24 protein-coding genes are annotated in these 24,008 nt (G+C 62.7%); 6 read left to right on the top strand and 18 right to left on the bottom strand.

The genetic code is table 11. The features are described 5' to 3' along the window. Positions 1 to 22 precede the first annotated feature (22 nt). Positions 23 to 499: a DUF4399 domain-containing protein gene (locus JV241A_RS00435; protein ID WP_115089452.1), complete on the bottom strand. Its 477-nt coding sequence runs from the start codon at positions 497 to 499 to the stop codon at positions 23 to 25. A gap of 226 nt (positions 500 to 725) precedes the next feature. Between JV241A_RS00435 and JV241A_RS00430 the strand changes: the two genes are divergently transcribed. Next, entirely contained in the window at positions 726 to 1,499 is a 774-nt protein-coding gene (locus JV241A_RS00430) for a transporter substrate-binding domain-containing protein (RefSeq protein WP_134061182.1), read from the top strand. A gap of 72 nt (positions 1,500 to 1,571) precedes the next feature. Here the strand turns inward: JV241A_RS00430 and JV241A_RS00425 are convergent, their stop codons facing one another. Further along, positions 1,572 to 2,054 carry a DUF523 domain-containing protein gene (locus JV241A_RS00425; protein ID WP_115089454.1) on the bottom strand — a complete coding sequence of 161 codons (483 nt, stop codon included), beginning with the start codon at positions 2,052 to 2,054 and terminating at the stop codon, positions 1,572 to 1,574. Between the two features lies 1 nt (position 2,055). Next, the gene (locus tag JV241A_RS00420; RefSeq protein ID WP_115089455.1) at positions 2,056 to 2,688 is read right to left on the bottom strand and encodes a 2OG-Fe(II) oxygenase; all 633 of its coding nucleotides are present in this window, start codon (positions 2,686 to 2,688) and stop codon (positions 2,056 to 2,058) included. Between the two features lie 114 nt (positions 2,689 to 2,802). Here JV241A_RS00420 and JV241A_RS00415 point away from each other — a divergent pair, with 114 nt between their 5' ends. Further along, positions 2,803 to 3,552, top strand: coding sequence for a DUF2059 domain-containing protein (locus tag JV241A_RS00415; protein WP_134061181.1), 750 nt, complete (start codon positions 2,803 to 2,805; stop codon positions 3,550 to 3,552). Here the strand turns inward: JV241A_RS00415 and JV241A_RS00410 are convergent, their stop codons facing one another. Next, positions 3,553 to 4,494, bottom strand: coding sequence for an alpha/beta hydrolase (locus JV241A_RS00410; RefSeq protein ID WP_134061180.1), 942 nt, complete (start codon positions 4,492 to 4,494; stop codon positions 3,553 to 3,555). A gap of 98 nt (positions 4,495 to 4,592) precedes the next feature. Here JV241A_RS00410 and JV241A_RS00405 point away from each other — a divergent pair, with 98 nt between their 5' ends. Then, positions 4,593 to 5,162 carry a DUF6436 domain-containing protein gene (locus JV241A_RS00405; protein WP_115089458.1) on the top strand — a complete coding sequence of 190 codons (570 nt, stop codon included), beginning with the start codon at positions 4,593 to 4,595 and terminating at the stop codon, positions 5,160 to 5,162. On the opposite strand, the gene JV241A_RS00400 is transcribed toward JV241A_RS00405, so the two are convergent. Continuing rightward, entirely contained in the window at positions 5,159 to 5,707 is a 549-nt protein-coding gene (locus JV241A_RS00400; RefSeq protein ID WP_134061179.1) for a sugar O-acetyltransferase, read from the bottom strand. The genes JV241A_RS00405 and JV241A_RS00400 overlap by 4 nt on opposite strands. Positions 5,708 to 5,791: 84 nt before the next feature. On the opposite strand from JV241A_RS00400, the gene JV241A_RS00395 reads away from it, so the two are divergent. Beyond that, entirely contained in the window at positions 5,792 to 8,161 is a 2,370-nt protein-coding gene (locus JV241A_RS00395) for a penicillin acylase family protein (RefSeq protein ID WP_134061178.1), read from the top strand. A gap of 83 nt (positions 8,162 to 8,244) precedes the next feature. Here the strand turns inward: JV241A_RS00395 and JV241A_RS00390 are convergent, their stop codons facing one another. The 12 genes from JV241A_RS00390 to JV241A_RS00335 form a co-directional block, all read right to left on the bottom strand. After that, complete coding sequence (locus tag JV241A_RS00390) at positions 8,245 to 9,174, bottom strand: IS110 family transposase (RefSeq protein ID WP_134061177.1); 930 nt, start codon at positions 9,172 to 9,174, stop codon at positions 8,245 to 8,247. A gap of 250 nt (positions 9,175 to 9,424) precedes the next feature. Continuing rightward, on the bottom strand, positions 9,425 to 10,303 hold the full coding sequence (locus JV241A_RS00385) for a transporter substrate-binding domain-containing protein (RefSeq protein ID WP_115089461.1): 879 nt from the start codon (positions 10,301 to 10,303) through the stop codon (positions 9,425 to 9,427). Then, a complete protein-coding gene (locus JV241A_RS00380) occupies positions 10,300 to 11,073 on the bottom strand; it encodes an amino acid ABC transporter ATP-binding protein (RefSeq protein ID WP_115089462.1) in 774 nt (257 codons plus the stop codon). Before JV241A_RS00380 ends, JV241A_RS00385 begins: the two co-directional genes overlap by 4 nt. Then, the gene (locus JV241A_RS00375) at positions 11,070 to 11,729 is read right to left on the bottom strand and encodes an amino acid ABC transporter permease (protein WP_115089463.1); all 660 of its coding nucleotides are present in this window, start codon (positions 11,727 to 11,729) and stop codon (positions 11,070 to 11,072) included. The genes JV241A_RS00380 and JV241A_RS00375 overlap by 4 nt, the downstream gene beginning before the upstream one ends. Continuing rightward, positions 11,710 to 12,375 (bottom strand): amino acid ABC transporter permease, encoded by a 666-nt coding sequence (locus JV241A_RS00370; RefSeq protein ID WP_038997719.1) that lies wholly within the window; start codon positions 12,373 to 12,375, stop codon positions 11,710 to 11,712. The genes JV241A_RS00375 and JV241A_RS00370 overlap by 20 nt, the downstream gene beginning before the upstream one ends. A gap of 450 nt (positions 12,376 to 12,825) precedes the next feature. Then, the gene (locus JV241A_RS00365) at positions 12,826 to 13,611 is read right to left on the bottom strand and encodes a MetQ/NlpA family ABC transporter substrate-binding protein (RefSeq protein ID WP_115089464.1); all 786 of its coding nucleotides are present in this window, start codon (positions 13,609 to 13,611) and stop codon (positions 12,826 to 12,828) included. Positions 13,612 to 13,787: 176 nt separating this feature from the next. Continuing rightward, on the bottom strand, positions 13,788 to 14,729 hold the full coding sequence (locus JV241A_RS00360; RefSeq protein ID WP_134061176.1) for a sigma 54-interacting transcriptional regulator: 942 nt from the start codon (positions 14,727 to 14,729) through the stop codon (positions 13,788 to 13,790). A gap of 69 nt (positions 14,730 to 14,798) precedes the next feature. Continuing rightward, a complete protein-coding gene (locus tag JV241A_RS00355; RefSeq protein ID WP_115089466.1) occupies positions 14,799 to 15,380 on the bottom strand; it encodes an alpha/beta hydrolase in 582 nt (193 codons plus the stop codon). A gap of 210 nt (positions 15,381 to 15,590) precedes the next feature. Further along, positions 15,591 to 15,992: a biopolymer transporter ExbD gene (locus JV241A_RS00350; RefSeq protein ID WP_134061175.1), complete on the bottom strand. Its 402-nt coding sequence runs from the start codon at positions 15,990 to 15,992 to the stop codon at positions 15,591 to 15,593. A gap of 1 nt (position 15,993) precedes the next feature. Next, positions 15,994 to 16,722, bottom strand: a complete 729-nt coding sequence (locus tag JV241A_RS00345; RefSeq protein ID WP_115089467.1) for a MotA/TolQ/ExbB proton channel family protein — start codon at positions 16,720 to 16,722, stop codon at positions 15,994 to 15,996. 28 nt (positions 16,723 to 16,750) lie between these two features. Beyond that, entirely contained in the window at positions 16,751 to 17,551 is an 801-nt protein-coding gene (locus JV241A_RS00340) for an energy transducer TonB (RefSeq protein WP_134061174.1), read from the bottom strand. Between the two features lie 247 nt (positions 17,552 to 17,798). Next, positions 17,799 to 20,141 carry a TonB-dependent receptor gene (locus JV241A_RS00335; protein ID WP_115089469.1) on the bottom strand — a complete coding sequence of 781 codons (2,343 nt, stop codon included), beginning with the start codon at positions 20,139 to 20,141 and terminating at the stop codon, positions 17,799 to 17,801. 144 nt (positions 20,142 to 20,285) lie between these two features. Between JV241A_RS00335 and JV241A_RS00330 the strand changes: the two genes are divergently transcribed. Both JV241A_RS00330 and JV241A_RS00325 read left to right on the top strand, forming a co-directional pair. Further along, a complete protein-coding gene (locus JV241A_RS00330; protein ID WP_115089470.1) occupies positions 20,286 to 21,236 on the top strand; it encodes a LysR family transcriptional regulator in 951 nt (316 codons plus the stop codon). Positions 21,237 to 21,336: 100 nt separating this feature from the next. Then, positions 21,337 to 22,944, top strand: a complete 1,608-nt coding sequence (locus JV241A_RS00325) for an alkaline phosphatase family protein (protein WP_134061173.1) — start codon at positions 21,337 to 21,339, stop codon at positions 22,942 to 22,944. 72 nt (positions 22,945 to 23,016) lie between these two features. Here the strand turns inward: JV241A_RS00325 and JV241A_RS00320 are convergent, their stop codons facing one another. Continuing rightward, the gene (locus tag JV241A_RS00320) at positions 23,017 to 24,006 is read right to left on the bottom strand and encodes a sulfate ABC transporter ATP-binding protein (RefSeq protein ID WP_010222100.1); all 990 of its coding nucleotides are present in this window, start codon (positions 24,004 to 24,006) and stop codon (positions 23,017 to 23,019) included. Between the last annotated feature and the right edge of the window lie 2 nt (positions 24,007 to 24,008).

Here is a 24,008-nt window from a genome sequence, read left to right as displayed (position 1 = left end):
GCCTCCCTTTTTTATGCCCGCCTTACTTGACGGTAACGGTGATCTTCTTCGACTCGACGCTCGGCTTGAACGGCACGTGGAACTTGTCGCCCAGCACCAGTTGCAGGGTGTGCTTGCCCGGGGTCAGGGTCAGTTTTACTTCAGTCTGTGCCTTGCCGAAGTGCAGCACTTGCGGGCCAGCCGGCAGCGGTGCGTTGTTTTCCGGCAGCAGGCTGGTTGGCAGCACCTGATCGGCCGCAGGCTGTTGGTCGACATCCACCAGCAAGTGGTGGTGACCGCTGTGTGGGGTCTGATCACCCGCTGGCTTGAGCTCCATGCCCTCGATGCCGAACTTGACGGTAAAGGTCTTGTCGACCGTGGCGCCATCGGCCGGGGAAACAATGAAGACCTTGGCGTCTTTTGGCGGCTCCTGGCTTTTCAGGCCATCGGCGGCAGCGGCAAAGGCCGAGACACCCATCAGCAATCCGGCGACGGCTGCACGCGAAAATAGGCTTTTCATTCACTTCTCCTGTGTTTTACTTCAATAACCCTTGCCACTGAACGAACGGCAATGGTGGATTACCATAGTCCAAATGCGTCAAAACATGTTTAACAACGCTGACAGAAAAAATTTCGCCGCCAGTTAAACATCCTGCACCTGACGTGGTCCTAAGTTGCGTTCGACCGTGACAATTACAGAAAGTCGCGGCGACTCGATTTCACTGCCAAGCATTCAAGGGGCTTAAATGCGTTTTGCCATTGGGGTACTACTTGCCACGCTGCTCAGCCCATGGGCACAGGCCGAGCTGATCGACGACATCAACGACCGTGGTGAACTGCGCATTGCCGTAGAAGCCAACATGGCGCCGTTCAACTTCAAGGACGAAAACAAAAAGCTGAGCGGTTTTGAAGTCGAGCTGGGGGAGTTGCTGGCCAAAGAACTCGATCTGCGCGCCGACTTTGTCGTGGTTGAATCCAACGACTTGCTGCAAGGTGTTGAAAGCGGCAAATACGACATCGCCCTCAACCACGTCGCCGCGACCCCGGAGCTCAAGGAACGCCTGGACTTCAGCGAGCCCTACGCCTATTCCAGCGCCCAGTTGATCGTACGCAAAGAAGAAAAGCGCCCACTGAGCACCCTTGAGGCACTCAAGGGCCATAGCCTGGGCGTCGTCCAGGGCAGCCAGTTCGCCGAACAGGCCCGGGGGGTAGAAGGTGTGGACTTGCGCAGTTACCCGGATGCCACCCAGCCGATCAAGGACGTGGCCAACGACCAGATCGATGCGGCCATCAGCGACCGCCTGCTGGTGCCCTATGCCATACGCGACAGCCAGCAGCCGGTAAGCAAAGGCGCAACGGTGGGACCGATCCTGAGCCTGGCGATTCCGTTCCAGAAGGGTAACCCGGCGTTCCAGAGCGCTGTGGACAACGCCCTGCAGCGAATCAAGGCTGACGGCCGGCTGAGCGAGTTGTCGCAGAAGTGGTTTGGCATGGATGCGAGCAAGCCGCCGAAGCAGTAAGTGAGTGGGGCTTTTTTGCAGCCCATCGCTGACCCTTGTGGGAGCTGGCTTGCCAGCGATGAGGCCTTCGAATCAAAGCTGTTTCAGGGCCAGCTCCGCCGCCTCAAGCTCCAGCTCACTGAACACCTGCACCCCTTCGCGGCGCAGCAGCGCCGTGGTTACGCCCTCGCCCGCCACTTTGGTGCCGCTGAACGTCCCGTCATAAGTCAGCACATTGCCGCACGACGGGCTGCCGGACTTGAGCACCGCAATCCGGATGCCATGACGGCGCACCAGCGCCAGCGCCAGTTGCGCCCCGGCCAGAAACTGCGCACTGACATCCTCACCCGTGATGGTCAGCACCTGGGCATTCCCCTCAAGCACCGCAGCGCCCTGGCCACCGGGGATCTCCGCCGGTGGCCGTGGCGTTGGCAACCCGCCAGCCACTTCAGGGCACAAAGGCACGATCCGTCCCTCGGCCTGCCACTGCTGGAGCAGATCCGGATGGCCACTGGCGCGCCCGTCATAACGCACCGGCTGACCGAGCAGGCAGGCACTGACCAGAACCTTGTGCATCTCAGAACGGCTCGTTGCCACGGCGGCGGAACCAGCCGGTAAGTGACAGGCGATCGCGCTGGGCCGGCAACACCTCATGGGGCACTTCGCCGGAGAGGAACACTACCAGGCAACCGCCGATCGGCTGCACGTCGTGCTCGACGTCGCCCTTGAGGGTCATGCGCAACTGGCCGCCGTGTTCGGGCTGCCAATCCTGGTTGAGGTAGATCACCGCAGAGACCATGCGCCGGTCGTCATCGCGAAAGCGGTCGACGTGCTTGCGGTAGAAGGCCCCCGGTGGATACAGGGCGAAGTGACACTCGAAGTCCTCAAGGCCCAAAAACAGACCGCGATTAAGAGCCAGGCGCAGGCTGTCCATCAGCTCGAGGTAGTGGTCGCAAGGCGCGGCCAGGCCGGGCTCCAGCCACTGGATACGATCACCGCGGATGCCCTCGCGGACCTCCTGGGCAACGCCCCGACCCACGGCTGCTGGTGCAAGCTCGCCCTCGGCGGCGCGTTTGCGGCACTCGGCCGCCAGCGCCAGGGTCAGAGACTCTGGAAGAAAGGTATCTTGCTGCGACCAGCCACGGGTGGCCAGGTCGTCGACGATGCGCAACAGCAGGGGGTCATCAGGGGATATGTGCATGTCGCGCATAGTATCGATCTGCCGCGAAATCCGACAGCGCCACTTGGCCGAGAGAGTGCAATGGCTTCTCGACAAAGCCCCGCCATGGCAAGGACAATAGCGCCCTGCCGACAGGAGCCCTGAATGCACCGTTTGTTTTTACTGCTGATGATGATCTGCACCACGCCTGTCTGGGCAGACAGCCTCGACCAACTCTACAAGGTCGCCGGCTGGCCCGAGCAGCGCGCCCACTTTACCGATGCCCTCGATGCCGCCCAGCAGCGCTATCGCAATAGCCTGCCGCCTGCGGTGTACCAGGCGCTGGTCAATAACAGCAACCAGCGCTTCCAGGCCCAGGCCGTGGATAAACGCGCCGAGGCCCAGTTGCGCGCCAATCTCAGCGATCCGGCCCCGGCCCTGGCCTTCTTCCAGTCGCCGCTGGGGCGCAAGATCGTCGCCGCCGAACTGCTCGCCACCCGCCGTGACCAGTTGGCCAAGAATGCCAAGGGCCTGCCCAAGGTCCAGGCCAGCGACAACCGCCAGCTGGTCATCGGCCACCTGGCCCAGGCCCTGCCCGCCCGTGAAGCCGGTGCCGAGGTCAGCCTGGCGATCGCCGGGGTTGCCGCCGACAGCCTCAGCCAGATGATCCCCGGCCTGCTCGGTGGCGGCCAGGCCCAAAGCCTGCTCGACGGCCAGCGCCAGCGTTTGATGGAGCAGATCGGCAGCGAGCTGAACAACACCTTGTTGTACGTCTATCGCGACCTGTCCGATGCCGAGCTGGAAGAGTTCGCCACCTTTGCCGAGTCCGCCGAAGGCAAGGCCTACTACAAGGCAGCCCTGGCGGCGATTCGCGCCGGCCTTGCGGTTGGCCAGGACACCTCGCAGCTGAAGTGATCAGCCCAGGCGCTGATCGATGAAGTCGAAGTAGCGCGCGCGGATCGCCGGCAGCTCGTTGGCCAGGTGATGCCGCGCCTCGGGGATCAGCAGGATCTGCGGCGCGGCGAACTTCTCCCCCAGCACCTTGAGGTTGTGCGGCCAGTCGACGGTCATGTCGCATTCGCCCTGGATGATCAGCGGCTGGCGCGGGCTGACCGGCGCCGCTTCAATGCGTTTGACCCAATCGAGCAATGCCCCCACCCAGGCCGTCGGCAGGCGCCTTGGCTGCAACGGGTCGGCCAGCAGGAACGGCAGGAAGGTCGGGTCGTTGCTGTTCTCGCTGAAGCGCCGCTCGATACCGTTGACGAAGGGCTTGAGCACCCGGTAACTGAATTTCGACCAACGCCACGCGCGTGGCCGCACCAGCGGCGCGAGCAGGATCACCTCACCCTGGGCCGGACTCTCGGCGCCGCGATGCAGCAGGTGGTCGACGACGATTGCACCACCGGTACTCTGCCCGAACAGATGCCAGGGCTGCGGCAGCTCCAGGCTACGCGCCTGCTCGAACAGCGCTTGCAGTACCTGCTGATAGGCACTGAAATCATCGATGCTGGCCCGCTCGCCACTGGACAGTCCGTGCCCGGGCAGGTCGCACGAGATCACCGCATACTGCTGATCCAGCGCCCAATCGATGACATGCCGGTACAGGCCCATGTGGTCATAAAAGCCGTGCAGCAGAATCAGCGTCGCCACCGGCGCAGCCGGCAGCCACACCTGGCCGACCACCTCGAAACCGGCGACGTCGAAGCGTCCCAGCCAGCTCTGCGGTGCTGCGTCACGGGCTGGCAGGTCCAAGCCGTAAAAACGCTGATAGGCCTGGGCCTGCGTCGACAACGGCTGCCGCGCCGCCAGGGAGGACAGGCTGGCACGTAGGGAGTCGGACTGAAATGACGCGGGCATAGAAGATTTCCAGACGCAAAAGCGGGTTATTGACCTGTGATATTCATCTGTCGTCGCCAGCATGGCAAGCTAGGCAACTTTTTTCGGACATTGCCCACATGCCCCGCTCGACCCTGCGCACCCTGCTTGGCCTGTTGCTCGCCGCTCTCTGCGGCGCCGGCCTGTGGTGGGCCTACGACAGCTTCCAGAGCCGTTACCTGCGCACCTTCGACAACCAGACCGCGCTGTTTTCCGGCGACCGCCTGCAACTGCCGGCGAACATTGCCGGCCCCGGCCCGATCCGCCTGGTGCACTTCTGGGACCCGGCCTGCCCGTGCAACGTCGGCAACCAGCAGCATCTGGGCGAACTGATCGAGCACTTCGGTCCCCAGGGCGTGGAGTTCTATGTGGTACAAAAACCCGGCACACGCGGCCAACTGCCCGCCACCCTGAGCGCGCTCAAGCCCCTGGCCGGGTTGCCCGGCGCCGAACACCTGCCAGCCACCCCCGGCGTGGCGATCTGGGACCGCAACGGGCAACTGGCCTACTTCGGCCCCTACAGCGAAGGCGCGACCTGCAACTCGAGCAACAGCTTCATCGAGCCGATCCTTTTGGCCTTGAGCCAGGGCCGGGCAGTCAGCGCCACCCACACCATGGCGGTGGGCTGCTACTGCCCCTGGCAGCCCTAGCGCGCCCGCGCAGGATTGCCAACCACGGTCGCACCAGCCGGTACATCGCGAGTGACCACGCTACCGGCACCGATCACTGCGTTATCGCCCACCGTCACCCCCGGCAGAATGATCGCGCCACCGCCGATCCAGACGTTGTTGCCAATCTTCACCGGCCGCCCGCTTTCCAGGCCGCTGCGGCGCAGTTCCGGGTCCAGCGGGTGGTCGGCGGTATAAGTCTGCACCGCCGGGCCGATCTGGCAGTCATCGCCGATGCTTACCGGGGTAACGTCGAGGATCACGCAGTTGAAGTTCATGAACACGTTGGCGCCCACACTGATGTTGTAGCCGTAGTCGCAGTAGAACGGCGGGCGAATCACCGCACCGTCACCGACCTCGCCGAAATGCTCGACCAGCAAACCGTGACGCTGCTCGTTGAGCAGTTCCGCGCTGTTGTTGTAGCGCTGCATCCAGTGCTTGTTGGCGATCTGTTCGGCCTGCAGCTCCGGGCAGCCGGCGTGATAGAGCTGGCCGCTGAGCATCTTCTGCTTTTCGCTGAGATTCATCTTCCCTCCTTTGGGGCTATCCTCTGTCCGGCTTTACCTCGATGATCGGACCACAAGATCCGCTAAAAAGCACAAGGAGTCACGATGAAGCGCAGCCTGACCTTCCTCGCCGTGGTCATTGCCGCGGCCGCCGGCGGCGGTTACTGGTACGTGCACGACAAGCTGCCGCAACGCGAAGGCGAGGTCACCCTGAGCAGCCTGCAAGCGCCGGTCAGCGTGCGCTATGACACCCGTGGCGTGCCGCATATCCAGGCGCAGAACGAGGCTGATCTGTATCGCGCCCTGGGCTATGTGCATGCCCAGGACCGCCTGTTCCAGATGGAGATCATCCGCCGCCTGGCCCGTGGCGAGCTGGCCGAGATCTTCGGCAGCAAGCTGCTGGGTACCGACACCCTGTTCCGCAGCCTGCGCATTCGCGAGCAGGCCGAGCTGTATGTCGAGCGCCAGGACAAGAGCTCGCCGGCCTGGCTTGCCCTGCAGGCCTACCTGGAGGGCGTCAACGCCTGGCAGGACAACCATCCCAAGCCGATGGAGTTCGACGTGCTGGGGATCAAGCCCCGCCCCTTCACCGCCCAGGACACCATCAGCATTGCCGGCTACATGGCCTATAGCTTTGCCGCGGCATTTCGCACGGAACCGGCGCTGACTTACATCCGCGACCAACTGGGTGCCGACTACCTGAAGATCTTCGACCTGGACTGGAACCCGCAAGGTGCGCTGGCCAGCAAGCCGCCGCTGGCTGCCAGCGACTGGAAGAGCCTGCAGCAGCTGGCGCAACTCAGCCAGCAAGCCCTGAGTGACGCCGGCATTCCCCAGTACGAAGGCAGCAATGCCTGGGCGATTTCCGGTAGCCGCACCCGTAGCGGCAAACCGCTGCTGGCCGGCGATCCGCACATCAGCTTTGCCGTGCCGTCGGTGTGGTACGAGGCGGAACTGACCGCACCCGGCTTCAACCTCTATGGCTATCACCAGGCGCTGAACCCCTTCGCGTCGCTTGGGCACAACCGCGACTTCGGCTGGAGCCTGACCATGTTCCAGAACGACGACGTCGACCTGATCGCCGAACAGGTCAACCCCGACAACCCCGAGCAGGTCAAGGTCAACGGCCAGTGGCAGACCCTGAGCCAGACCCAGGAGCAGATCGCGGTGAAGAACGAGGCGCCGGTGAACATCACCCTGCGCCGCTCGCCCCACGGCCCGATCGTCAACACGGTGCTGGGCGACACGGCGGGGCCGACGCCGATTGCCGTGTGGTGGGCGTTCCTGGAAACCGAGAACCCGATCCTCGAGGGTTTCTACCAGGTCAACCGCGCCGATACCCTGGACAAGATGCGCGCCGCAGCGGCGAAGATTCAGGCGCCGGGGCTGAACCTGGTGTGGGCCAATGCCCGTGGCGATATCGGCTGGTGGGCGGCAGCGCAGTTGCCGATTCGCCCCGAAGGCGTCAACCCGGGCTTTATCCTCGACGGCAGTACGGCGCAGGCCGACAAGCTCGGCTTCTATCCTTTCAGCGCCAACCCCCAGGCGGAGAACCCGGCCAGCGGCTACATCGTCTCGGCCAACTTCCAGCCGCCGGCGAGCATGCCGATCCCGGGCTATTACAACCTGGCCGACCGTGGCCAACGCCTGAACCAGCACCTGGCCGACCCTCAGACCAAATGGGACCAGCAGAACAGCCAGGCCCTGCAACTGGACACCATCACCGACTACGGCCCGCGCACCTTGGCACCGTTGCTTTCGGTGCTGCGTGAAGTGGCCGAGGGTGATCAGGAGAAAGAGCTGGTCGAGCAACTGGCGGCGTGGAACGGCGACTATCCGGTGGACTCGGTCAGTGCCACGCTGTTCAACCAGTTCCTCTACGACCTGGCCTACACCGCGTTGCACGACGAACTGGGCGATACCTGGTTCCAGACCCTGATCAGCACCCGCGCCATCGATGCCGCGTTGCCACGCCTGGCAGCCGACGCCAAGTCACCCTGGTGGGACAAACACGGCAGCAGTGAACAAAGTGATCGCAATACGGCGGTGAAGCAGGCCTGGCGCAAAACCCTGGCGCACCTGCGCGATACCTTCGGCAACGACCCGGCCGGCTGGCAATGGGGCAAGGCTCATACCCTGACTCACAACCACCCGCTGGGGCTGCAGAAGCCGCTGAACCTGTTGTTCAACGTCGGACCGTTCGCCGCGCCGGGTACCCATGAAGTGCCGAACAACTTGTCGGCGAAGATCGGCCCGGCACCGTGGCCGGTGACCTATGGGCCTTCGACACGGCGGCTGATCGACTTTGCCGATGCCGGCCAGGCGCTGACCATCAACCCGGTCGGACAAAGCGGAGTATTGTTTGACCCGCACTATGGCGACCAGGCCAAGGACTATATCGAGGGCCGGTACCACAAGGCGCAGATGGGGGTGATTCCGGCGCAGAGCACCTTGAAGCTGGTGCCCCGGAATTAGCAAGGCTGCGCCTTGCATCGCTGGCAACGCCAGCTCCCACAGGTCCGGTGGACACAAGTTCATTGTGGGAGCAACTGTCTTGATCAGGCTGTTTGCTCTCGCCAAGGGGTATTGTCCCGCAGCATTGCATTCAGCCTGACAATCAGCACCCGCATGCAAGCTACGAGTGCCACCTTGGCGCACTTGCCACGTGCCCGAAGTGCTTCGTAGCGTGCTTTAAATTCTGTGTTGTGACGGATGATGATCCAGCTCGACATGTACAGCACTCGCCTTACATGGGCCCGACCACCCCATATCTGGCGGTGCCCTCGATGGCTACCACTATCGTTGTTGTAAGGCGCTACGCCCACCAGAGCGGCGATCTGACGGCGGTCCAACTGCCCCAGTTCAGGCAGTGAGGCGAGCAGATTTGCGGCGGTTACTCGACCGATTCCGGTCACTGCCAATAACTGACACGCCCTGGTATCGTCCAGTTGCACCATCGCCTGATCAATTTCTTCGTCGAGGCGTTTGATCAGCACTTTCAGCTGCTCTATATGCTCATCGAAGTGGGCCATCACTGTTGCCGAGCGACATTGCTGGCGACGCCGCTTGTCGTCATCACGGCTCTGCACAAATTGGGCGCGCTGCTTCACCAGCTCTCGCAGCTCTTCGCGTTCAGGGCTGACCGGTTGGCCTTGAGGGGCGCTGAGGTGTGCAGCGAAGTCCGCAAGGACTTCGGCGTCGATCTTGTCGGTTTTGGCTTTTTTACCCATGGCATCGGCGAATTTTCGGGCACGGGCTGGGTTGATGCAGATGGTTTCCAGTCCTGCTGAGGCCAGGGCGATCAACACATCTTTCTCGTAGCCGCCTGTCGCTTCGATCAGCACTCGACTGATATTGAAGTCCTTCAGACGCTCAAGCAACACCTCGAAGCCTGCGGAGTTGTTGGCCACTTCGAAGCGGATTTTCTGAGGCTTGATGCAGATTTCCAAAGTGGCTTTGGCAGTGTCGATTCCAACAGAAGACAACATGGCTGAACCCTCTTACACTCAGTTGTGAGAGCGCTCTGGCTTGGCCCACGCTTGTGATTCGAGAGGCGCTCAATCAACTGTTCGGGCTCGGGCCAGAGTGGAGAGGTGAATGGCAGCTTTGCTCCCACACGTGCTTTAAGCACTACCGGCGTACAGCTTGCCATTCACCGCTCTCACTTCTGATTCTATTCCTACCTCAAGACACAAGCCGGCCTTGCCGGCGATGGGCTGCGCCAGCAGCCCCAAAGGGTCAGCCCTGCCAGTTGCCGCCTTCGACAATCACGCTCTCAGGCGGGGTGTCATCGCTCAGTTCCTTGCGCACATACTGGTCATACAGCTTGAGCAGGTACTTTTGCTCACCCAGGCGCGCCAGCTCGGCGTTGACCCAATCACGCAACTCGATGTTGCCCTTCTTCACTGCCGGCGCAATCGGCGCTTCCTCGCCGAGTTTTTCTTCCAGCACGCGGTAGCCCGGGTTCTGCTTCGACCAACTGAACAGGATCAAGTTGTCCTGGGCATAAGCATCACCACGACCGCTGGCGAGGGCCTGCAGCGACTCGGTGTTCTTCTCGAACTTGAGCAGTTTCCAGTCCGGATGGTTCTTGGTCAGCCAGATATCGGCAGTGGTGCCGGTGGTGACGATGATGGTCTTGTCGGCCAGGTCGTCGAGCTTCTTCACGCTGCTGCCTTCCGGCACCAGGGCCTGCACGGCAACGCGCAGGTTGGGGTTGGTGAATTCCACCGCTTCCTTGCGCTCCGGCGTTACGGTCATGTTGGCCAGGATCAGGTCGACCTTGTCGCTCTGCAAGAACGGAATACGGCTGGCCGGCTCAACGGCAACGAACTCGACCTTGTTCTCGTCACCGAGCAGGTCCTTGGCAAACTGACGGCCGATGTCGGTATCAAAACCGACATAGCGCCCGGCCTCATCGACAAAGCCGAACGGTGGCTTGTCGGTGAATACGCCGACGATCAGCTTGTCGCGGGCCTTGATGGTTTCCAGGTAGCTGGTGGCCGGGGCAGCGCCACCGGCGGCCGGTTTGCCCGGTTCTTCAGCCTTGTTGCAACCGGCCAGCAAGGCCAGGCCGAGTAACGACAACAGCAGTTTCGAAGTCTTGGCAGTTTTCATGACAGTTCCTTTGCGGGAGTTTTGGGCAGGCTTTCAACAAAGGAGAATTTCTCCAGAAACTGCTGCGCGCGTGCGGTCTGCGGGTTCGTAAAGAAGCTCTCGGGGTCGCGTTGTTCAAGGATCCTGCCGGCCTCCATGAACACGATGCGGTCGGCCACCGCGCGGGCGAAGGCCATTTCATGGGTGACGATGAGCAGGGTCATGCCGTCGCGGGCCAGGCCCTGGATCACCTGCAGCACTTCCTTGACCATTTCCGGGTCTAGCGCGGCAGTGACTTCGTCGAACAGCATCACTTGCGGGTTCATGCACAGCGAGCGGACGATGGCGATGCGTTGCTGCTGGCCACCGGAAAGCTGACGTGGGAAGGCGTCGCGCTTGTCCAGCAGGCCAACCCTGGCCAGCAAGGCTTCAGCTTGGGCCTGGGCCTCGCGGCGCTCGCGCTTTTGCACCTTGAGCGGGCCAAGCAGCAGGTTGTCGATCACGCTCATATGGCCGAACAGGTGATAACTCTGGAACACCATGCCGACCTGCTGGCGCACCTGGCGCCAGTCAGTGCCAGGCGCCAGCAGCTCTTCACCGGCCAGGCGCAGGCTGCCGCTGTGGGCGGTTTCCAGGCCGTTGAGGCAACGCAGCAAGGTGCTCTTGCCGCAGCCGCTGGGGCCGAGAATCACCACCACTTCACCGCTGCGTACCTGCAGGTCGACGTGGTCGAGCACCTGCTGCTCGCCGAAGAATTTGTTGAAGCCCTTGAACTCGATCAGTGCGCTCATGCGTGCGTCCAGCGGCGCTCCAGCGCGCGCGAGGCGGCTGACAGCGGGTAGCAGATAAAGAAGAAAAACAGGAACAGCGCGCCGTAGATCAGCACCGACTCGTAGGTGCGCTCGATGATCTGCTGGCCGACCTTGATCACATCGACCACGCCGATCAGCACCGCCAGCGAGCTGGTCTTGATGATTCGCGTATAGATGTTGATGGTCGGCGGGGTCAGCCGCTTGAGCGCCTGGGGCAGCAGGACGTAGCCGTACAACTGCCCACCTGACAGGCCGATCGACAGCCCGGCTTCGCGCTGCCCGCGTGGCAACGACTGCAGCGCGCCACGCACCACCTCGCCCACTTCGCTGGCGCCCCACAACGACAGCACCAGCACCGCACACCAGAAGCTCGGGATGCTCACGGCAAAGAAAATTGGCAGGCCGAAGAACAGCAGGTACAGCCAGACCAGCACCGGGATCGCCCGGAACAGCTCCAGGTAAATGCGCAGCAGCACGTTCACACTGCGCTTGCCCAAGGTCGCCAACACGCCGTAGAACACGCCGCCGAGGGTGGCGAAGAGGATGCTCAGCGCCGAGATCGCCAGGGTTTGCGCTGCGCCCTTGCCCAGTTGCGGCAAGGACACCAGCAACAACTCAAGACCCGAACTGGCCATGTTGCAGCCTCCGTTCCAGGCGGCTGAGCAGCAGCGACAGTGGCAGAAACAGCAGCACGCAAATCAGCGTCAACACCGCGAGCATCTCGTAGGTCTTGTAATACAGGGCGATGTAGCTCTTGGTGGTATAGAGAATCTCTGGCACCGCCACCGCCGACACCACGGTGGTTTCCTTGAGCAAAAAGATGAAATTGGCGAACAGCGCCGGCAGGCTGAGGATCCCCGCCTGAGGCAGGATCACATGGCGCAGCAACTGGCCTTCCGACAGGCCGATCGAGCGCCCCGACTCCAGTTGCGCCACAGGCACCGCCTCGACGCCGGCGCGCAGCACCTCGGTCAGGTAGGCGCCGCCGAGGAAGGTCATGGTGATGATCGCCGCAGCAAAACCGGAAATCTTCAGGCCCAGTTCCGGCAAGGCGAAGTAGACGAAGAACAGCTGGATCAGCAGTGGCGTGTTACGCGCCAGCTCCACGTAGAGCTTTACCAGGCGCTGCAGGTACGGCGTGCGGTAAACCAGGATCGCGGCGTTGACCAGCGCCACCAGCAGCGAAGTACCGATGGCGATCAGGCCGACTTGCAGTGTGACGCCCACCGCCTTGAGAAAGGCTGGCAATGTGCTAAGGATAAAGGCGAAGTCGAAGCTCATGGAGTGAGCCTCGGCAGACGATGACGATGCGACATGGACAGGATCTCGGACCGGCCCGAGGGTAACGGGCGGCTCTACACAGGGGTTGTCAGTGCGGGTGAGCACAATAGGTAGACTCTAAAGGTATAAAAATATTTATTTAAATACCTTTATTGCATATTGATATCACTCAAACAGCTAACCTGCGAAATCCTTGGCGGTGGCGGGATCTTTCTGCTGCAAATGCTATCCAAGCGCTGTCGACCCATCACACCAACAAGGAAGACAAAGGATGAATAGCGCCCCCACTCTCGATGCAAAAGAACTGATCAAGTGGCTGACGGCATTGCGCCGGGCGGTCAATGCGGGGAATTGAATGCACTGTGGGAGCAAGGTTGACCCGCGATGCGATTTGACTGGTAGATCGCATCGCGGGGCAAGCCCGCTCCCACAGGATGTGTGTGTAGCCTCTTAGAACGCCGGCAGTACCGCGCCGCTGTACTTCTTCTCGATGAAGGTTTTCACTTCTGGGCTGGTCAGTGCCTTGGCCAGCTTCTGGATGGCGTCGCTGTCCTTGTTGTCCGGACGGGCCACCAGGAAGTTCACGTACGGCGAATCAGCGCCTTCGATCACCAGGGCATCCTTGGCCGGGTTCAGGCCGGCTTCCAGGGCGTAGTTGGTGTTGATCATGTCCAGGTCGACCTGATCCAGCACACGCGGCAGCATGGCCGATTCAAGCTCGCGGAACTTCAGCTTCTTCGGGTTCTCGGCGATGTCTTTCGGCGTCGCCAGGGCGTTCTTCGGATCCTTCAGGGTGATCAGGCCAGCCTTCTGCAACAGCAGCAGGGCACGACCGCTGTTGCTGCCTTCGTTAGGGATGGCAACGGTAGCGCCGTCCTTCAGTTCGCTCAGCTTGGTGACCTTCTTCGAGTAGCCGCCGAACGGTTCGACGTGTACGCCAATCACGGTTTCCAGGTGGGTGCCTTTGCCTTCGTTGAAGTTCTTCAGGTACGGCAGGGTCTGGAAGTAGTTGGCGTCCAGGCGCTTCTGGTCGACCTGCACGTTAGGCTGCACGTAGTCGGTGAATACCTTGATCTCCAGGTCCACACCTTCCTTGGCCAGGGTTGGCTTGATCAGCTCGAGGATTTCCGCGTGCGGAACCGGGGTAGCGGCAACTACCAGCTTCTCACCCGCCTGGGCAAAACCTGCAACCGACAGAGCGGCCGCCAGAGCAGTCAACAACAGAGCCTTTTTCATGCGCAGTCCTTATTCGAATACACGGCCATCGGGCGACGGCGAAGGTGAGGGTTGCCAGCACTTTGCTAGCTGGCTTGAAGCGGACAATACCGAGATTTTTTATGCCGGAACAATATCTTTTATTTAGCTACTTATTCCATTTTTAACGGACGCTTCCATGCACCCCATGCATGGGGTCAGGCGACTGGTTGCGCCAGGCGCAACAGCGTCTTCTCCAGCAGTTGTTGCAGCGCACTGCGCTCACCCGGCTCGCCAAGGCTGAGCAACTGCTCCAACTGGCTGGTCAGAGCGCTCAACGGTGTCGGCAGGTTCAGATGCTGCGGGAGGATTTCTTCACCGCTGCTGACCAGCAGCGCGAAGTGAATGACGTTCTCAAGCTCCCGGGTATTGCCCGGCCAGCTGTGCAGTTCCAACAACCGCTGCGCCGCTTCGCTGATCAAGGGCACCGCCAGGTTCAGCCGCGGGCTGTAGATACCGACAAAATACTCGGCCAGCGGCAGGATATCGCCGACCCGCTCGCGCAAGGCCGGCAGCTCCAACCGGCCTTCGCGCAGGTAGTGGTAAAGGCGGTCGTGGAACTTGCCAGCGCGCACCGCCTCAGCCAAGTCAATGCTCGACGCGGCGACCAGGCGCACATCCACCGGGTTCGGTTGCTGGGCACCGACGCGGGTGACTTCGCGGTTCTCCAGTGCCGACAGCAGCTTGATCTGGATCGGCAGCGGCAAGTCGGCGATTTCGTCCAGGTACAGGGTGCCGCCATTGGCCGAGCCAAACCAGCCTGCCCGGCTGCTGGCCGCGCCGCTGTGGGCACCGGCGCTGTAACCGAACAGTTCGGCGTCGGCATAGGTCGGGCTGATCGCTGCGCAATTGACCGAAACAAATAGCCCGCCGCGATCGCTGGCGCGGTGAATCTGCCTGGCCAGCAGCTCCTTGCCGGTCCCGGTCTCGCCGCGGATCAGCACCGGCAGGGCCAGGGGCGCGAGCAGCTCGAGCTCCTCGCGCAGTTGCCGCGAACGCGGGTCGACGAACACCAGCGCTTTGGCGCGGATGCTCAACGGGCTCTTGTCCAGTTCAGGAAACGTCAGCAAAGGCTGGCCGAAGGTGTCGTGATTACTCATGGCAAACTCCCGCCCTTGGCGCTATCCGGCCGGGCGTTCGAATCAAGGCAAATGGTCAGCGCCTGAAGGTCAGGCGCGGCGTAGGGCGTGCTGTTCCAGACGGTTCTGCAGGCGGTACAGGTAGGCGAAACCCTGCTCCCAGCGGCGGTGCCCGGACTTGACGTTGATATGCCCGGCACCGGCGAGAAAGCCCGTCTCGGCGCCCCAGGCACGGGCCAGCTGCATGGCCCGCGGGGCGCTCACGGCCGGATCGTTGTCAGAGCTGACCACCTGGCTGGGGAACGGCAGCAGCAGTTGGGGAATTGGTGCGAAGTTACGCAGCGCCGGTGCGCAGGTCGGGCGTTCGACGTCCGCCGGGGCCACCAGCAAGGCACCCCGTACGCGGCGCAACAGGGTCGCGCTGGCTTGTGCCGCCCAATGGGCAACGGTGATGCAACCCAGGCTGTGAGCGATAAGGATCACCGGCGATTCCTCGGCAGCCACGGCTTGCTCGAGTACGGCCACCCAGTCCTGGCGTTGCGGGGTCAACCAGTCGGCTTGTTCGACCCGGGCGCTGTTGGGCAGCACCTGCTGCCAGTGAGTTTGCCAATGATCGTCTGGCGAACCTTGCCAGCCCGGCACAATCAGGTAACGGATCGACTCGTTGCGCATGGGGACGCCTCCTGCTGCGTTTGCGTGCATGAGGCCAAGTATAGGGGGGTGGTTATATTCGTAAAGGAATAAGAAGCTATTTATTAATAACCAAACTACAAAAAGGACTGGGCTAATCGCGGGGCAAGCCCGCTCCTACAGGGGCCATAAAAAAAGGGACCACCCCCTGCCGAAGGACCGGTCCCTGAAGCATTGCCTGAGAGATGTTGCTCAGCGGGCGGTGATCACCGACAGCTTGGTGATACCCGCACGTTCGATCGAGGCCATGGCCCGTGCCACTTCCCCATAATTCACGCCATCGTCGGCCTGCAGCTGCACGCGCAGCTCCGGGTCCTTGGCCTTGGCCGCCTGCAGGCTGGTTTCCAGCAGATCGGGCTGGATCTCGTCCTTGTTGATGAACAGCTTGCCGCCACCGTCGATACTGACCACCAGCGGGTTCTTCTGCTCCACCGGGGCCACGGCCTCGGTCTTGGGCAGGTTGATCGGAATGGCGTTGGTCAGCAGTGGCGCGGTGACGATGAACACCACCAGCAGCACCAGCATCACGTCCACCAGCGGCGTTACGTTGATCTCGCTGAGTACTTCGTCACTGTCCTGGGTCGAGAAGGCCATATCAGGATGCCTCCTTCACTTTCTGGGTGTTCTGGCCAGCGACGGCCTTGTAGGCAGCAGGGTGCACCAGCACCCGGAACGCGCTCTTCTGCGCCAGGCTGTAGAAGTCGTGGGCAAAGTCATCAAGGTCGGCGGCGGTCAGCTTCAGGCGGCGCAGGAAGTAGTTGTAGACCAGTACCGCCGGCACCGCGACGGCGATACCCACACCGGTGGCGACCAGCGCCGCACCGATCGGCCCGGCCACGGTTTCCAGGCTCGCCGAGCCTGCGGCGCTGATGCCCTTGAGTGCTTCCATGATCCCCCACACAGTGCCGAACAGGCCGATGAAGGGCGAGGTGCTGCCGATACTGGCGACTACCGCCAGACCGGTTTCCAGCGAACGGCGCTCACGGACGATCTGCTGGCGCAGGGCGCGTTCTAGGCGGTCCTGATGGTTGATCGCCTGGCTCAGGTCACTGGCCTGCTGTCCGGGTTCGCCGACAGCAATGGCGGCATAACCGGCCTGGGCGACACGGGCTGCGGCACCGGGTTGTGCATGGCTGAGTTCGGCAGCTGAATCCAGGCTTGAAGCCGCCCAGAACTGTTTGTGGAAGCGTTTGTCCTGGTTCTTCAGGCGCACGAACTGCACGCCCTTGACCAGGGCCAGGCCCCAGGTGACGACAGAGAAGCCCACCAGCAGCCAGATCACCGCGCTTTCGATGGATTCGAGGGGGGATGCCAATACAGTCATGATCAATACTCTCTTCTGTTAGCGCGAATTAGCGGATCTTGAAGTCGATGGGTACGCTGACCCAGCCGTCCTGGGCTACGTCGCCCTGCTTGGCCGGGACGAAGCTCCAGCGCTTGACCGCCGCCAGGGCGGCGGCGTCGAGTTGCTGGCGGCCACTGCTTTTCTGAATCTGGATGTCTCCCGGCTTGCCGCTGGCCAGCACCTGTACCCGCAACAACACCGTGCCTTCCCAACCGCGACGCTGGGCCAGCGACGGGTACTCCGGCGCCGGGTTCTTCAGGTACCCGGCGTTGGCCGAAGCCGGCGTCACCGGGGCTGGCGCCGCGGGTGCGGGAGGCGTTGGCGGTGCTGCCGGTTGTGGCGGTGCAGGCGGTTGCTCGACAGCCTTGGGCGCAGGTTTGGGTACCGGTTTGGGCACAGGTTTAGGCTTGGGCTTGGGTACCGGTTTCGGTGCAGGCTTGGCGGCCAGTTCATCGACGACCGGTGGCGGCGGCTCGACCACTGCCGGCGGTGGCGGCGGTGGCGGCTCGACAGCCGGGGGCGCCGGTTGCGAAAACTCGATGGTCATCGGCGGAATTTCCGGCGGTACCACCGGCAACACCGGGGTTGGCGCCTGGCTGACCCAGTACGCCACCGCTCCGTGCAAGGCCAGGGCAAACACCCCGAGCAGAATTTTCTCCCGACGGCTCAGCGCGCTTTTCGGTGTGCTTTGCAGGCGCAACTGCGCCAGCGGCAACCGCAGCGGGCGACCGAGGTCGACCAGCTCGCCGCTCGGCGTCTGGCGCCAAAGCACATCGTGAGCACTGGCGGCGGTCTGGACATTACCCATTGATCAACTCCTGGGACGTGAGTGCGTTTCGTCGAAGGCAGGTCAGTTGCCTTCGCTGGGGTGGATCATCAACTTCTGTTACTTATGTCTTAAAGTAATTTTTAAAGTTATAGATAGAACAAAAACACATATACAAATCAACCGAACCGCTCTAAGCCGCGCCATTCAAGGGCTGGCGCTAATCACCTGAAACTCCATGCCTCTACGGCATGAAAAATATTCGGCAAAGGCATGGCAAAACGCCGTTTCAGAAGTCGTAGCGGCCAGTTACACCCAAGGTTCGCGGGGTGCCCAGCAGGCCTTCATAGCCGCCGTTGGCCGCGCTCCAGAGGGTGGTGTAGTAAGTCTTGTCGAAGGCGTTCTTCAGCCACAGCGAGACGTCCCACTGGCCCTGGCCTAGGTCGCCACGCAGGCCGGTGGACAGGTTGACCACGGCATAGCTGGGGATCTGCGCGAAGTCCGAATCCTCGACCGTACCCACCGCCTTGGAACGGAACGCGTAGCTGGCGGTGACGTAAGGCTGCAGGCCGTTGTCCAGGTCCCACTGGTATTGGCCATTGGCGTTGGCGATCCATTTCGACGCGCCGACCACTTGATGGCCGCTCAAGTCGCAGGCCGCGGGTGCACCCGGTTGCAAGGCGACTTCCGGCGCGCACGGGGCGTCTTTGTAGGACAGGTACCGAACGTCGTTGTAGGAGCCATTGAGGTTCAGGGTCAGACCGCGCACCGGGATCAGGGTGCTTTCCAGCTCCACCCCGCGTGAGCGCACGGAGCCGGCGTTGGTCAGGTATTGCACGCGGTTGGCGTCGTCGTAGGCGTTGGTCTGGTAGCCGTGCACCTCAGTCCAGAACAGGTTGGCGTTGAGCTGCAGACGGCGGTCCCAAAGGGTGCTCTTCAAGCCCAGCTCGGCGTTATTGGCGCGCTCGGTGCCGATCAGCAGCGAGTCGGCACCCGCCACCGGCGCCGTGCCCACCGCCAGGTTGACGCCACCGGACTTCTCGCCGTGGGACAAAGTGGCATAGCCGAGCAGGTCATCGGTGAAGCGATAACTCAGGTTGAGCAAGCCCGAAGGGCTGGTGCTGTACTGGTTGAGGTCGCCGGAATCATAGGCGCCAACCCGGCCCTGGCGCGCGGTTGCCGCAGCGCCTGCAACCGCTGCACCACCCACCGGCGCGGCGCGATCGACCCAGGCGCTTTTCTCTTCATAGGTGCCGCGCACCCCGGCGGTGAAGTCCAGACGCTCGGTGAGGTGCCAGGTGCCCTGGGCGAACAGGGCGAAGCTGTCGGTCTCGATATGCCCCTTGCCGACACTGCTGACGTTGGCCAATGCGCCGGCCGGCGTGCCGTTCCAGATATCGGCCTGCGGACCGTAATGAACGAAGGATTTGTTATCCAGATCCGAGCCGAAGTAGTAGGCACCGATTACATAGTCAAAGAAGCCGCCAGTGGGCGAGGCCAGGCGAAATTCCTGCGAGTACTGTTTATCGCGCACCGAGACCCCGGCGTTGTAGGCCGCCGGTACGTTAAGGCCATCGTCGTTGCGCGGGGTGAAGTCCCACCAGCGGTAGGAGCTCACCGAGGTCAGGGTGAAGTCGTTGGCCAGGGTCCAGTTGGCTTCCAGCGAAGTACCGCCCTGGAACACCGTGACCTGCTGATCGTCATCGAGATTGACCTTGCGCTTGCTGCCATCGACCAGCGTCGCCCCGGCCGCCTGGGCCCGCGCTTCATAGCGGTTGACGCCATTGATGGTCGGCCCGGTGCTGTACAGCAGGCGGGTGCCGGCGCTGGAATCCTCTTCGTTGTAGTCGCCGATCCAGCGCAGGTTGAACTGCTCGTTGGGCTTGTACAAAAGTTGGCCGCGAAAGCCCTGGCGCGAACCGCCGTTGAGGGTGTGGCCGTCGAACTCGTTCTTGATGTCGCCGTCGTTGCGCGTGCGGTAGGCCGAAATGCGCCCGGCCAGGGTCTCGCTCAAGGGCCCGGACAAGGTGCCCTTGGTCTGGAAGTAGCCATCCTCGCCCACCGAGGTTTCGATGCTGCGCTCGGGGGTGAAGCTTGGCGCGCGAGTGCTGATGTTGATCACCCCGGCGGTGGTGTTCTTGCCGAACAGCGTGCCTTGCGGGCCACGCAGCACTTCCAGTTGCTCGATGTCCATGAGGTCGAACACCGCCATGCCCGGGCGGCCGAGGTAGACGTTGTCCAGGTACAGGCCAACGCTGCCTTCCAGGCCATCACTGGCCGGGTTGTTGCCAAGACCGCGAATCGACACGCTGGACTGGCGCGCATGCATGTAAGCGACGTTGACGCTGGGCACCAGTTGCTGCAGGTCCTGGATGCGATAGACCCGCTGGCTTTCCAGGGCCTGGCCGTCGAGCACGCTGATCGGCGTCGGCACGCTCTGCGCGCTCTCTTCGCGGCGCCGGGCGGTGACAGTGACGGTCTTGAGCTGACTGTCGCTGGCCTTGACCTCAGGCTTTACCGATTCTGCGGCCTGGGCCGGCAACCAGTGGGCGCTACCAGCCAGCAGCAAGGCCAGGGGCAGGCGCTGGAGCCGCCGTGAAGACAAGGGTGCAGCGCGAAGGGTCGGGCTCATGGGCGGCTCCTGGCAAAGGAATTTATATTCCTTTCAGTTATTTATTTATGATTGGACATACATTTACTGCATAAGAGATTGCCTTTATAAGGAGTGCACCAGAGGCAGAGCAAATGCATTTGCCCGATACTTTTTATGTGAAAAATGCATATAGACCTGCGCCAACTCCGCCACCTGATCGCCCTCGCCGAGCACCGCAGCTTCGTCGCCGCGGCGACCGCGGTGAACCTCTCGCAATCGGCCTTCAGCCGTAGCATCCAGGCCCTGGAGCACAGTGCCGGCTGCCAGTTGGTGGACCGCTCGCACAAGGAATTGCCGCCGACCAAGCAAGGCCTGGTGGTGCTCGAACACGCGCGGCGGCTGATCAGCGGCGCGCGCCAGCTGAGCAACGAGATCAGCCAGTTCAATGGTCTGGAGGCAGGCGAGCTGCGTTTCGGCTGCGGTCCCGCGCCCGCAGCGGGCTTGGTACCACGGGCGATTGGCGGGTTCATCGGCCGCTACCCCAAGGCACGAGTGCAGTTTCAGGTCGATGACTGGCAAAGCCTGAACAAGCGCCTGCTGGCCGAGGAGTTCGAGTTCTTCGTCGCCGACACCCGTAACTTCGAAGCCGATCCGCAGTACCAGACCCTGCGCCTGCGCCCACGGCGCTGGCACTTCTGCTGCCGTGCCGGGCATCCGCTGGCGGCGCTGCCCAGCGTCAGCGCCGAGCAGCTGTTGCAGTACCCCTTGGCCGTCACCTTGCGCCCGCCAAACCTGCGCAAGGTGATCGCCGACCTGAGCGGCCGCCCGGATTTCGTCGCCAATGTCGAATGCGAAAACAGCTACAGCCTGCTCGGTGTAGTGCTCAACTCCGATGCCATCGGCATCTGCGGCTCGTACAGCGATGCCCTGCACAATGCCGCCGGCAAGCTGCTGCGGCTGAGCATCGACGGGCTGGCTGACGACTGCGAAGAGCTCTACACCCGCTATGGCATCGTCAGCCAGGCGCGCCTGCGCCTGTCGCCGCTGGCCGAGGCGATGATCGAGCAGATCATCCTCACCGACCAGGCCGACCGTGCCCTGGATGCCTGCAACCTGGAGCAGCTGGCGATCTGAGCCATTGCGCGGCATGCATCGCCAGCATTCGCCAAATGCGCTTGTGATGCGCGCCCCGGGCGGCGAAAACAGTCACCTGAAATTCGCTCAGGTGACTGCCATGCCCCACCCCACTGCCGTGCGCAACGTGCTGTACATCATGTGCGACCAACTGCGTCGCGATTACCTCTCGTGCTACGGCCACCGCCACCTGCACACACCGAACATCGACCGCCTGGCCGCCGCCGGGGTGCGCTTCAGCCGCGCCTATACCCAAGGCACCATCTGCGGCCCGTCGAGGATGTCGGCCTACACCGGACGTTACGTCAGCAGCCATCAGGTGGCCTGGAACGGCGTGCCGCTGCCGCTGGATGAACTGACCCTCGGTGACTACCTGCGGCCCGCCGGAGTTCGCACCGCGCTGGTGGGCAAGACCCACGCCACGCCGAACCAGGAAGCCTTGCAACAACTGGCCATCGACCCGCTCGGGAGCATGGCCGAACAACTCAACGAGGTGGGTTTCGAGCCCGTTGCCCGTCACGACGGGATCTTCCCCGACGATCCGCTGTTCGCCGACAAACGCGAAAGCGCGCCCTACACCCGCTACCTGCGCGACCACGGCTTTGCCGGCGACAACCCCTGGCACAGCTGGGCCAATGCCGCCGAAGGCGACGACGGTGAAGTCCTCAGCGGCTGGCACATGCGCAACGCCGACCTGCCCACGCGCCTGCCCGAGCAGCATTCGGAGACGGTCTACACCACCGACCGCGCCATCGACTTCATCCAGGCCCAGGGCGAGCAGCCCTGGTGCCTGCACCTGTCGTACATCAAGCCGCACTGGCCCTACATCGCCCCCGCGCCGTACCACGCGTTGTACCGCGCCAGCCAGGTGCAGGCAGCCATACCCGTTCGGCAAGACAACAATCACCCGGTGTATGCCGCGTTCCGCCAGCACCAGGAAAGCCTCAACTTCTCTCGCGAAGAAGTACGCCTGAAAGTGATCCCCACCTACATGGGCCTGATCAAACAGATCGACGACCAGCTCGGGCGCCTGCTCGATGTGTTGCAAAGCAATGGGCGCTGGGATGACACGCTGATCGTGTTCACCAGCGATCACGGCGATTTCCTCGGCGACCACGGCCTGGGCGAAAAGGAGTTTCTCCTCGAGCCGGCGGTGGGTGTGCCACTGATCGTGCGTGATCCGCGCGCGGCGGCCGATGTCAGCCGGGGCACGGTGGATGAGCGCTTGGTGGAAACCATCGATGCGCTGCCGACCTTTCTCGACGCGCTGGGGCTGCCGAGTGCCGAGCATCGGCTGGAGGGGCGCTCGTTGATCCCTTTGTTGCATGGCACGGCCAGCGACTGGCGTCACTACGCCATCGCCGAGTACGACTATGCCTTCCAGGCCCCGGCCCGTGAGCGCCTGGGCCAGCCAATCGACCGTTGCCGGATGACCATGGTGCGCAGCGAGCGCTGGAAGTACCTGGCCTATGACGGCTTTCGCGCGCAACTGTTCGACCTGCTCAATGACCCGCAGGAGTTGCACGACCTAGGCGCGGATCCGGCCTATGCGGATGTGCGCGAGACGCACCAGGGCTACTTGTTCGAATGGCTGAGGGGCTTGAAGCGGCGGACCACCATCAGCCATGCCGAAATCGAGCGGCGTGGGCAGTGGTTTCGTTATGGCGAGCCGCGGGAGGATAGCGTGGTGAAGATTGGGGTGTGGTGAAGCCATCGCGGGGCAAGCCCGCTCCCACAGGAGATCAAATTGTGGGAGCGGGCTTGCCCCGCGATGAGGCCTTCAGATGTTGGCCACTTTCTGCCAGACCTTGGGCTTGAAGAACAAGGTCTCGCCCCGTGCCAGCCCGCTCAGGCTGTCATGGTCCTTGACCACCTCGGCCTCGATCAGCTCGCTCTGCCCTTCGACCTTCAAGGTCACCCGGGTAGTTGCCCCCAGCGGGCGGATATCACGCACTTCGGCCGGGTGGTGGCCCTCGATCTCGTGACGCGACAGCGACACTTCATGAGGGCGGAACAGCACATGGTGGCCTTCACTCAGGTGCAGGCGGTTGGAGTCGCCGAGGAAGTGATAAACAAAATCACTGGCCGGGTTCTCATAGACCTCGCCCGGCGAGCCGATCTGCTCGATCACGCCCTTGTTCATCACCACGATACGGTCGGCGACTTCCATGGCTTCTTCCTGGTCATGGGTGACGAACACCGAGGTCAGGTTGATGTCCTCGTGCAGGCGTGCCAGCCAGCGGCGCAGCTCTTTGCGCACCTTGGCGTCCAGCGCCCCGAACGGCTCGTCGAGCAGCAGCACCTTGGGCTCCACCGCCAGGGCGCGGGCCAGGGCAATACGCTGGCGCTGGCCGCCCGACAACTGTTCCGGGTAACGGTCGCTGAGCCAGTCGAGCTGGACCATATTCAGCAGCTCGTGGACCTTTTCGGCAATCTTGCTCTCGCTCGGGCGCTCGCCCTTGGGCTTCATGCGCAAGCCGAAGGCGACGTTGTCGAACACGCTCATGTGGCGGAACAGCGCATAGTGCTGGAACACGAAACCGACGTTGCGATCACGCACGTCGTGGCCGGAGACGTCTTCGCCGTGAAAGACGATGCTGCCCTGGTCAGGGGTTTCCAGCCCCGCGATGATCCGCAGCAGGGTGGTCTTGCCGCAGCCGGACGGGCCGAGCAAGGCCACCAGCTCGCCGCTGTGGATATCCAGGTTGATGCTGTCCAGAGCCTGGAAAGCGTTGAAGCGCTTGCTGACGTTACGAACTTCGATCGACATGA

Origin of the sequence: Pseudomonas sp. JV241A (genome assembly GCF_900275665.1) — a bacterium.
Lineage (GTDB): Bacteria > Pseudomonadota > Gammaproteobacteria > Pseudomonadales > Pseudomonadaceae > Aquipseudomonas > Aquipseudomonas wadenswilerensis.
Note: the sequence above shows the minus strand (reverse complement) of the source record. Positions and strands in the feature narration are given on the sequence as shown.

Excerpts from the sequence above, each read along its gene's own strand:
- JV241A_RS00435 (WP_115089452.1), bottom strand. The coding sequence starts at position 499 with ATGAAAAGCCTATTTTCGCGTGCAGCCGTCGCCGGATTGCTGATGGGT.
- JV241A_RS00430 (WP_134061182.1), top strand. The coding sequence starts at position 726 with ATGCGTTTTGCCATTGGGGTACTACTTGCCACGCTGCTCAGCCCATGG.
- JV241A_RS00425 (WP_115089454.1), bottom strand. The coding sequence starts at position 2,054 with ATGCACAAGGTTCTGGTCAGTGCCTGCCTGCTCGGTCAGCCGGTGCGT.
- JV241A_RS00420 (WP_115089455.1), bottom strand. The coding sequence starts at position 2,688 with ATGCGCGACATGCACATATCCCCTGATGACCCCCTGCTGTTGCGCATC.
- JV241A_RS00415 (WP_134061181.1), top strand. The coding sequence starts at position 2,803 with ATGCACCGTTTGTTTTTACTGCTGATGATGATCTGCACCACGCCTGTC.
- JV241A_RS00410 (WP_134061180.1), bottom strand. The coding sequence starts at position 4,494 with ATGCCCGCGTCATTTCAGTCCGACTCCCTACGTGCCAGCCTGTCCTCC.
- JV241A_RS00405 (WP_115089458.1), top strand. The coding sequence starts at position 4,593 with ATGCCCCGCTCGACCCTGCGCACCCTGCTTGGCCTGTTGCTCGCCGCT.
- JV241A_RS00400 (WP_134061179.1), bottom strand. The coding sequence starts at position 5,707 with ATGAATCTCAGCGAAAAGCAGAAGATGCTCAGCGGCCAGCTCTATCAC.
- JV241A_RS00395 (WP_134061178.1), top strand. The coding sequence starts at position 5,792 with ATGAAGCGCAGCCTGACCTTCCTCGCCGTGGTCATTGCCGCGGCCGCC.
- JV241A_RS00390 (WP_134061177.1), bottom strand. The coding sequence starts at position 9,174 with ATGTTGTCTTCTGTTGGAATCGACACTGCCAAAGCCACTTTGGAAATC.
- JV241A_RS00385 (WP_115089461.1), bottom strand. The coding sequence starts at position 10,303 with ATGAAAACTGCCAAGACTTCGAAACTGCTGTTGTCGTTACTCGGCCTG.
- JV241A_RS00380 (WP_115089462.1), bottom strand. The coding sequence starts at position 11,073 with ATGAGCGCACTGATCGAGTTCAAGGGCTTCAACAAATTCTTCGGCGAG.
- JV241A_RS00375 (WP_115089463.1), bottom strand. The coding sequence starts at position 11,729 with ATGGCCAGTTCGGGTCTTGAGTTGTTGCTGGTGTCCTTGCCGCAACTG.
- JV241A_RS00370 (WP_038997719.1), bottom strand. The coding sequence starts at position 12,375 with ATGAGCTTCGACTTCGCCTTTATCCTTAGCACATTGCCAGCCTTTCTC.
- JV241A_RS00365 (WP_115089464.1), bottom strand. The coding sequence starts at position 13,611 with ATGAAAAAGGCTCTGTTGTTGACTGCTCTGGCGGCCGCTCTGTCGGTT.
- JV241A_RS00360 (WP_134061176.1), bottom strand. The coding sequence starts at position 14,729 with ATGAGTAATCACGACACCTTCGGCCAGCCTTTGCTGACGTTTCCTGAA.
- JV241A_RS00355 (WP_115089466.1), bottom strand. The coding sequence starts at position 15,380 with ATGCGCAACGAGTCGATCCGTTACCTGATTGTGCCGGGCTGGCAAGGT.
- JV241A_RS00350 (WP_134061175.1), bottom strand. The coding sequence starts at position 15,992 with ATGGCCTTCTCGACCCAGGACAGTGACGAAGTACTCAGCGAGATCAAC.
- JV241A_RS00345 (WP_115089467.1), bottom strand. The coding sequence starts at position 16,722 with ATGACTGTATTGGCATCCCCCCTCGAATCCATCGAAAGCGCGGTGATC.
- JV241A_RS00340 (WP_134061174.1), bottom strand. The coding sequence starts at position 17,551 with ATGGGTAATGTCCAGACCGCCGCCAGTGCTCACGATGTGCTTTGGCGC.
- JV241A_RS00335 (WP_115089469.1), bottom strand. The coding sequence starts at position 20,141 with ATGAGCCCGACCCTTCGCGCTGCACCCTTGTCTTCACGGCGGCTCCAG.
- JV241A_RS00330 (WP_115089470.1), top strand. The coding sequence starts at position 20,286 with ATGCATATAGACCTGCGCCAACTCCGCCACCTGATCGCCCTCGCCGAG.
- JV241A_RS00325 (WP_134061173.1), top strand. The coding sequence starts at position 21,337 with ATGCCCCACCCCACTGCCGTGCGCAACGTGCTGTACATCATGTGCGAC.
- JV241A_RS00320 (WP_010222100.1), bottom strand. The coding sequence starts at position 24,006 with ATGTCGATCGAAGTTCGTAACGTCAGCAAGCGCTTCAACGCTTTCCAG.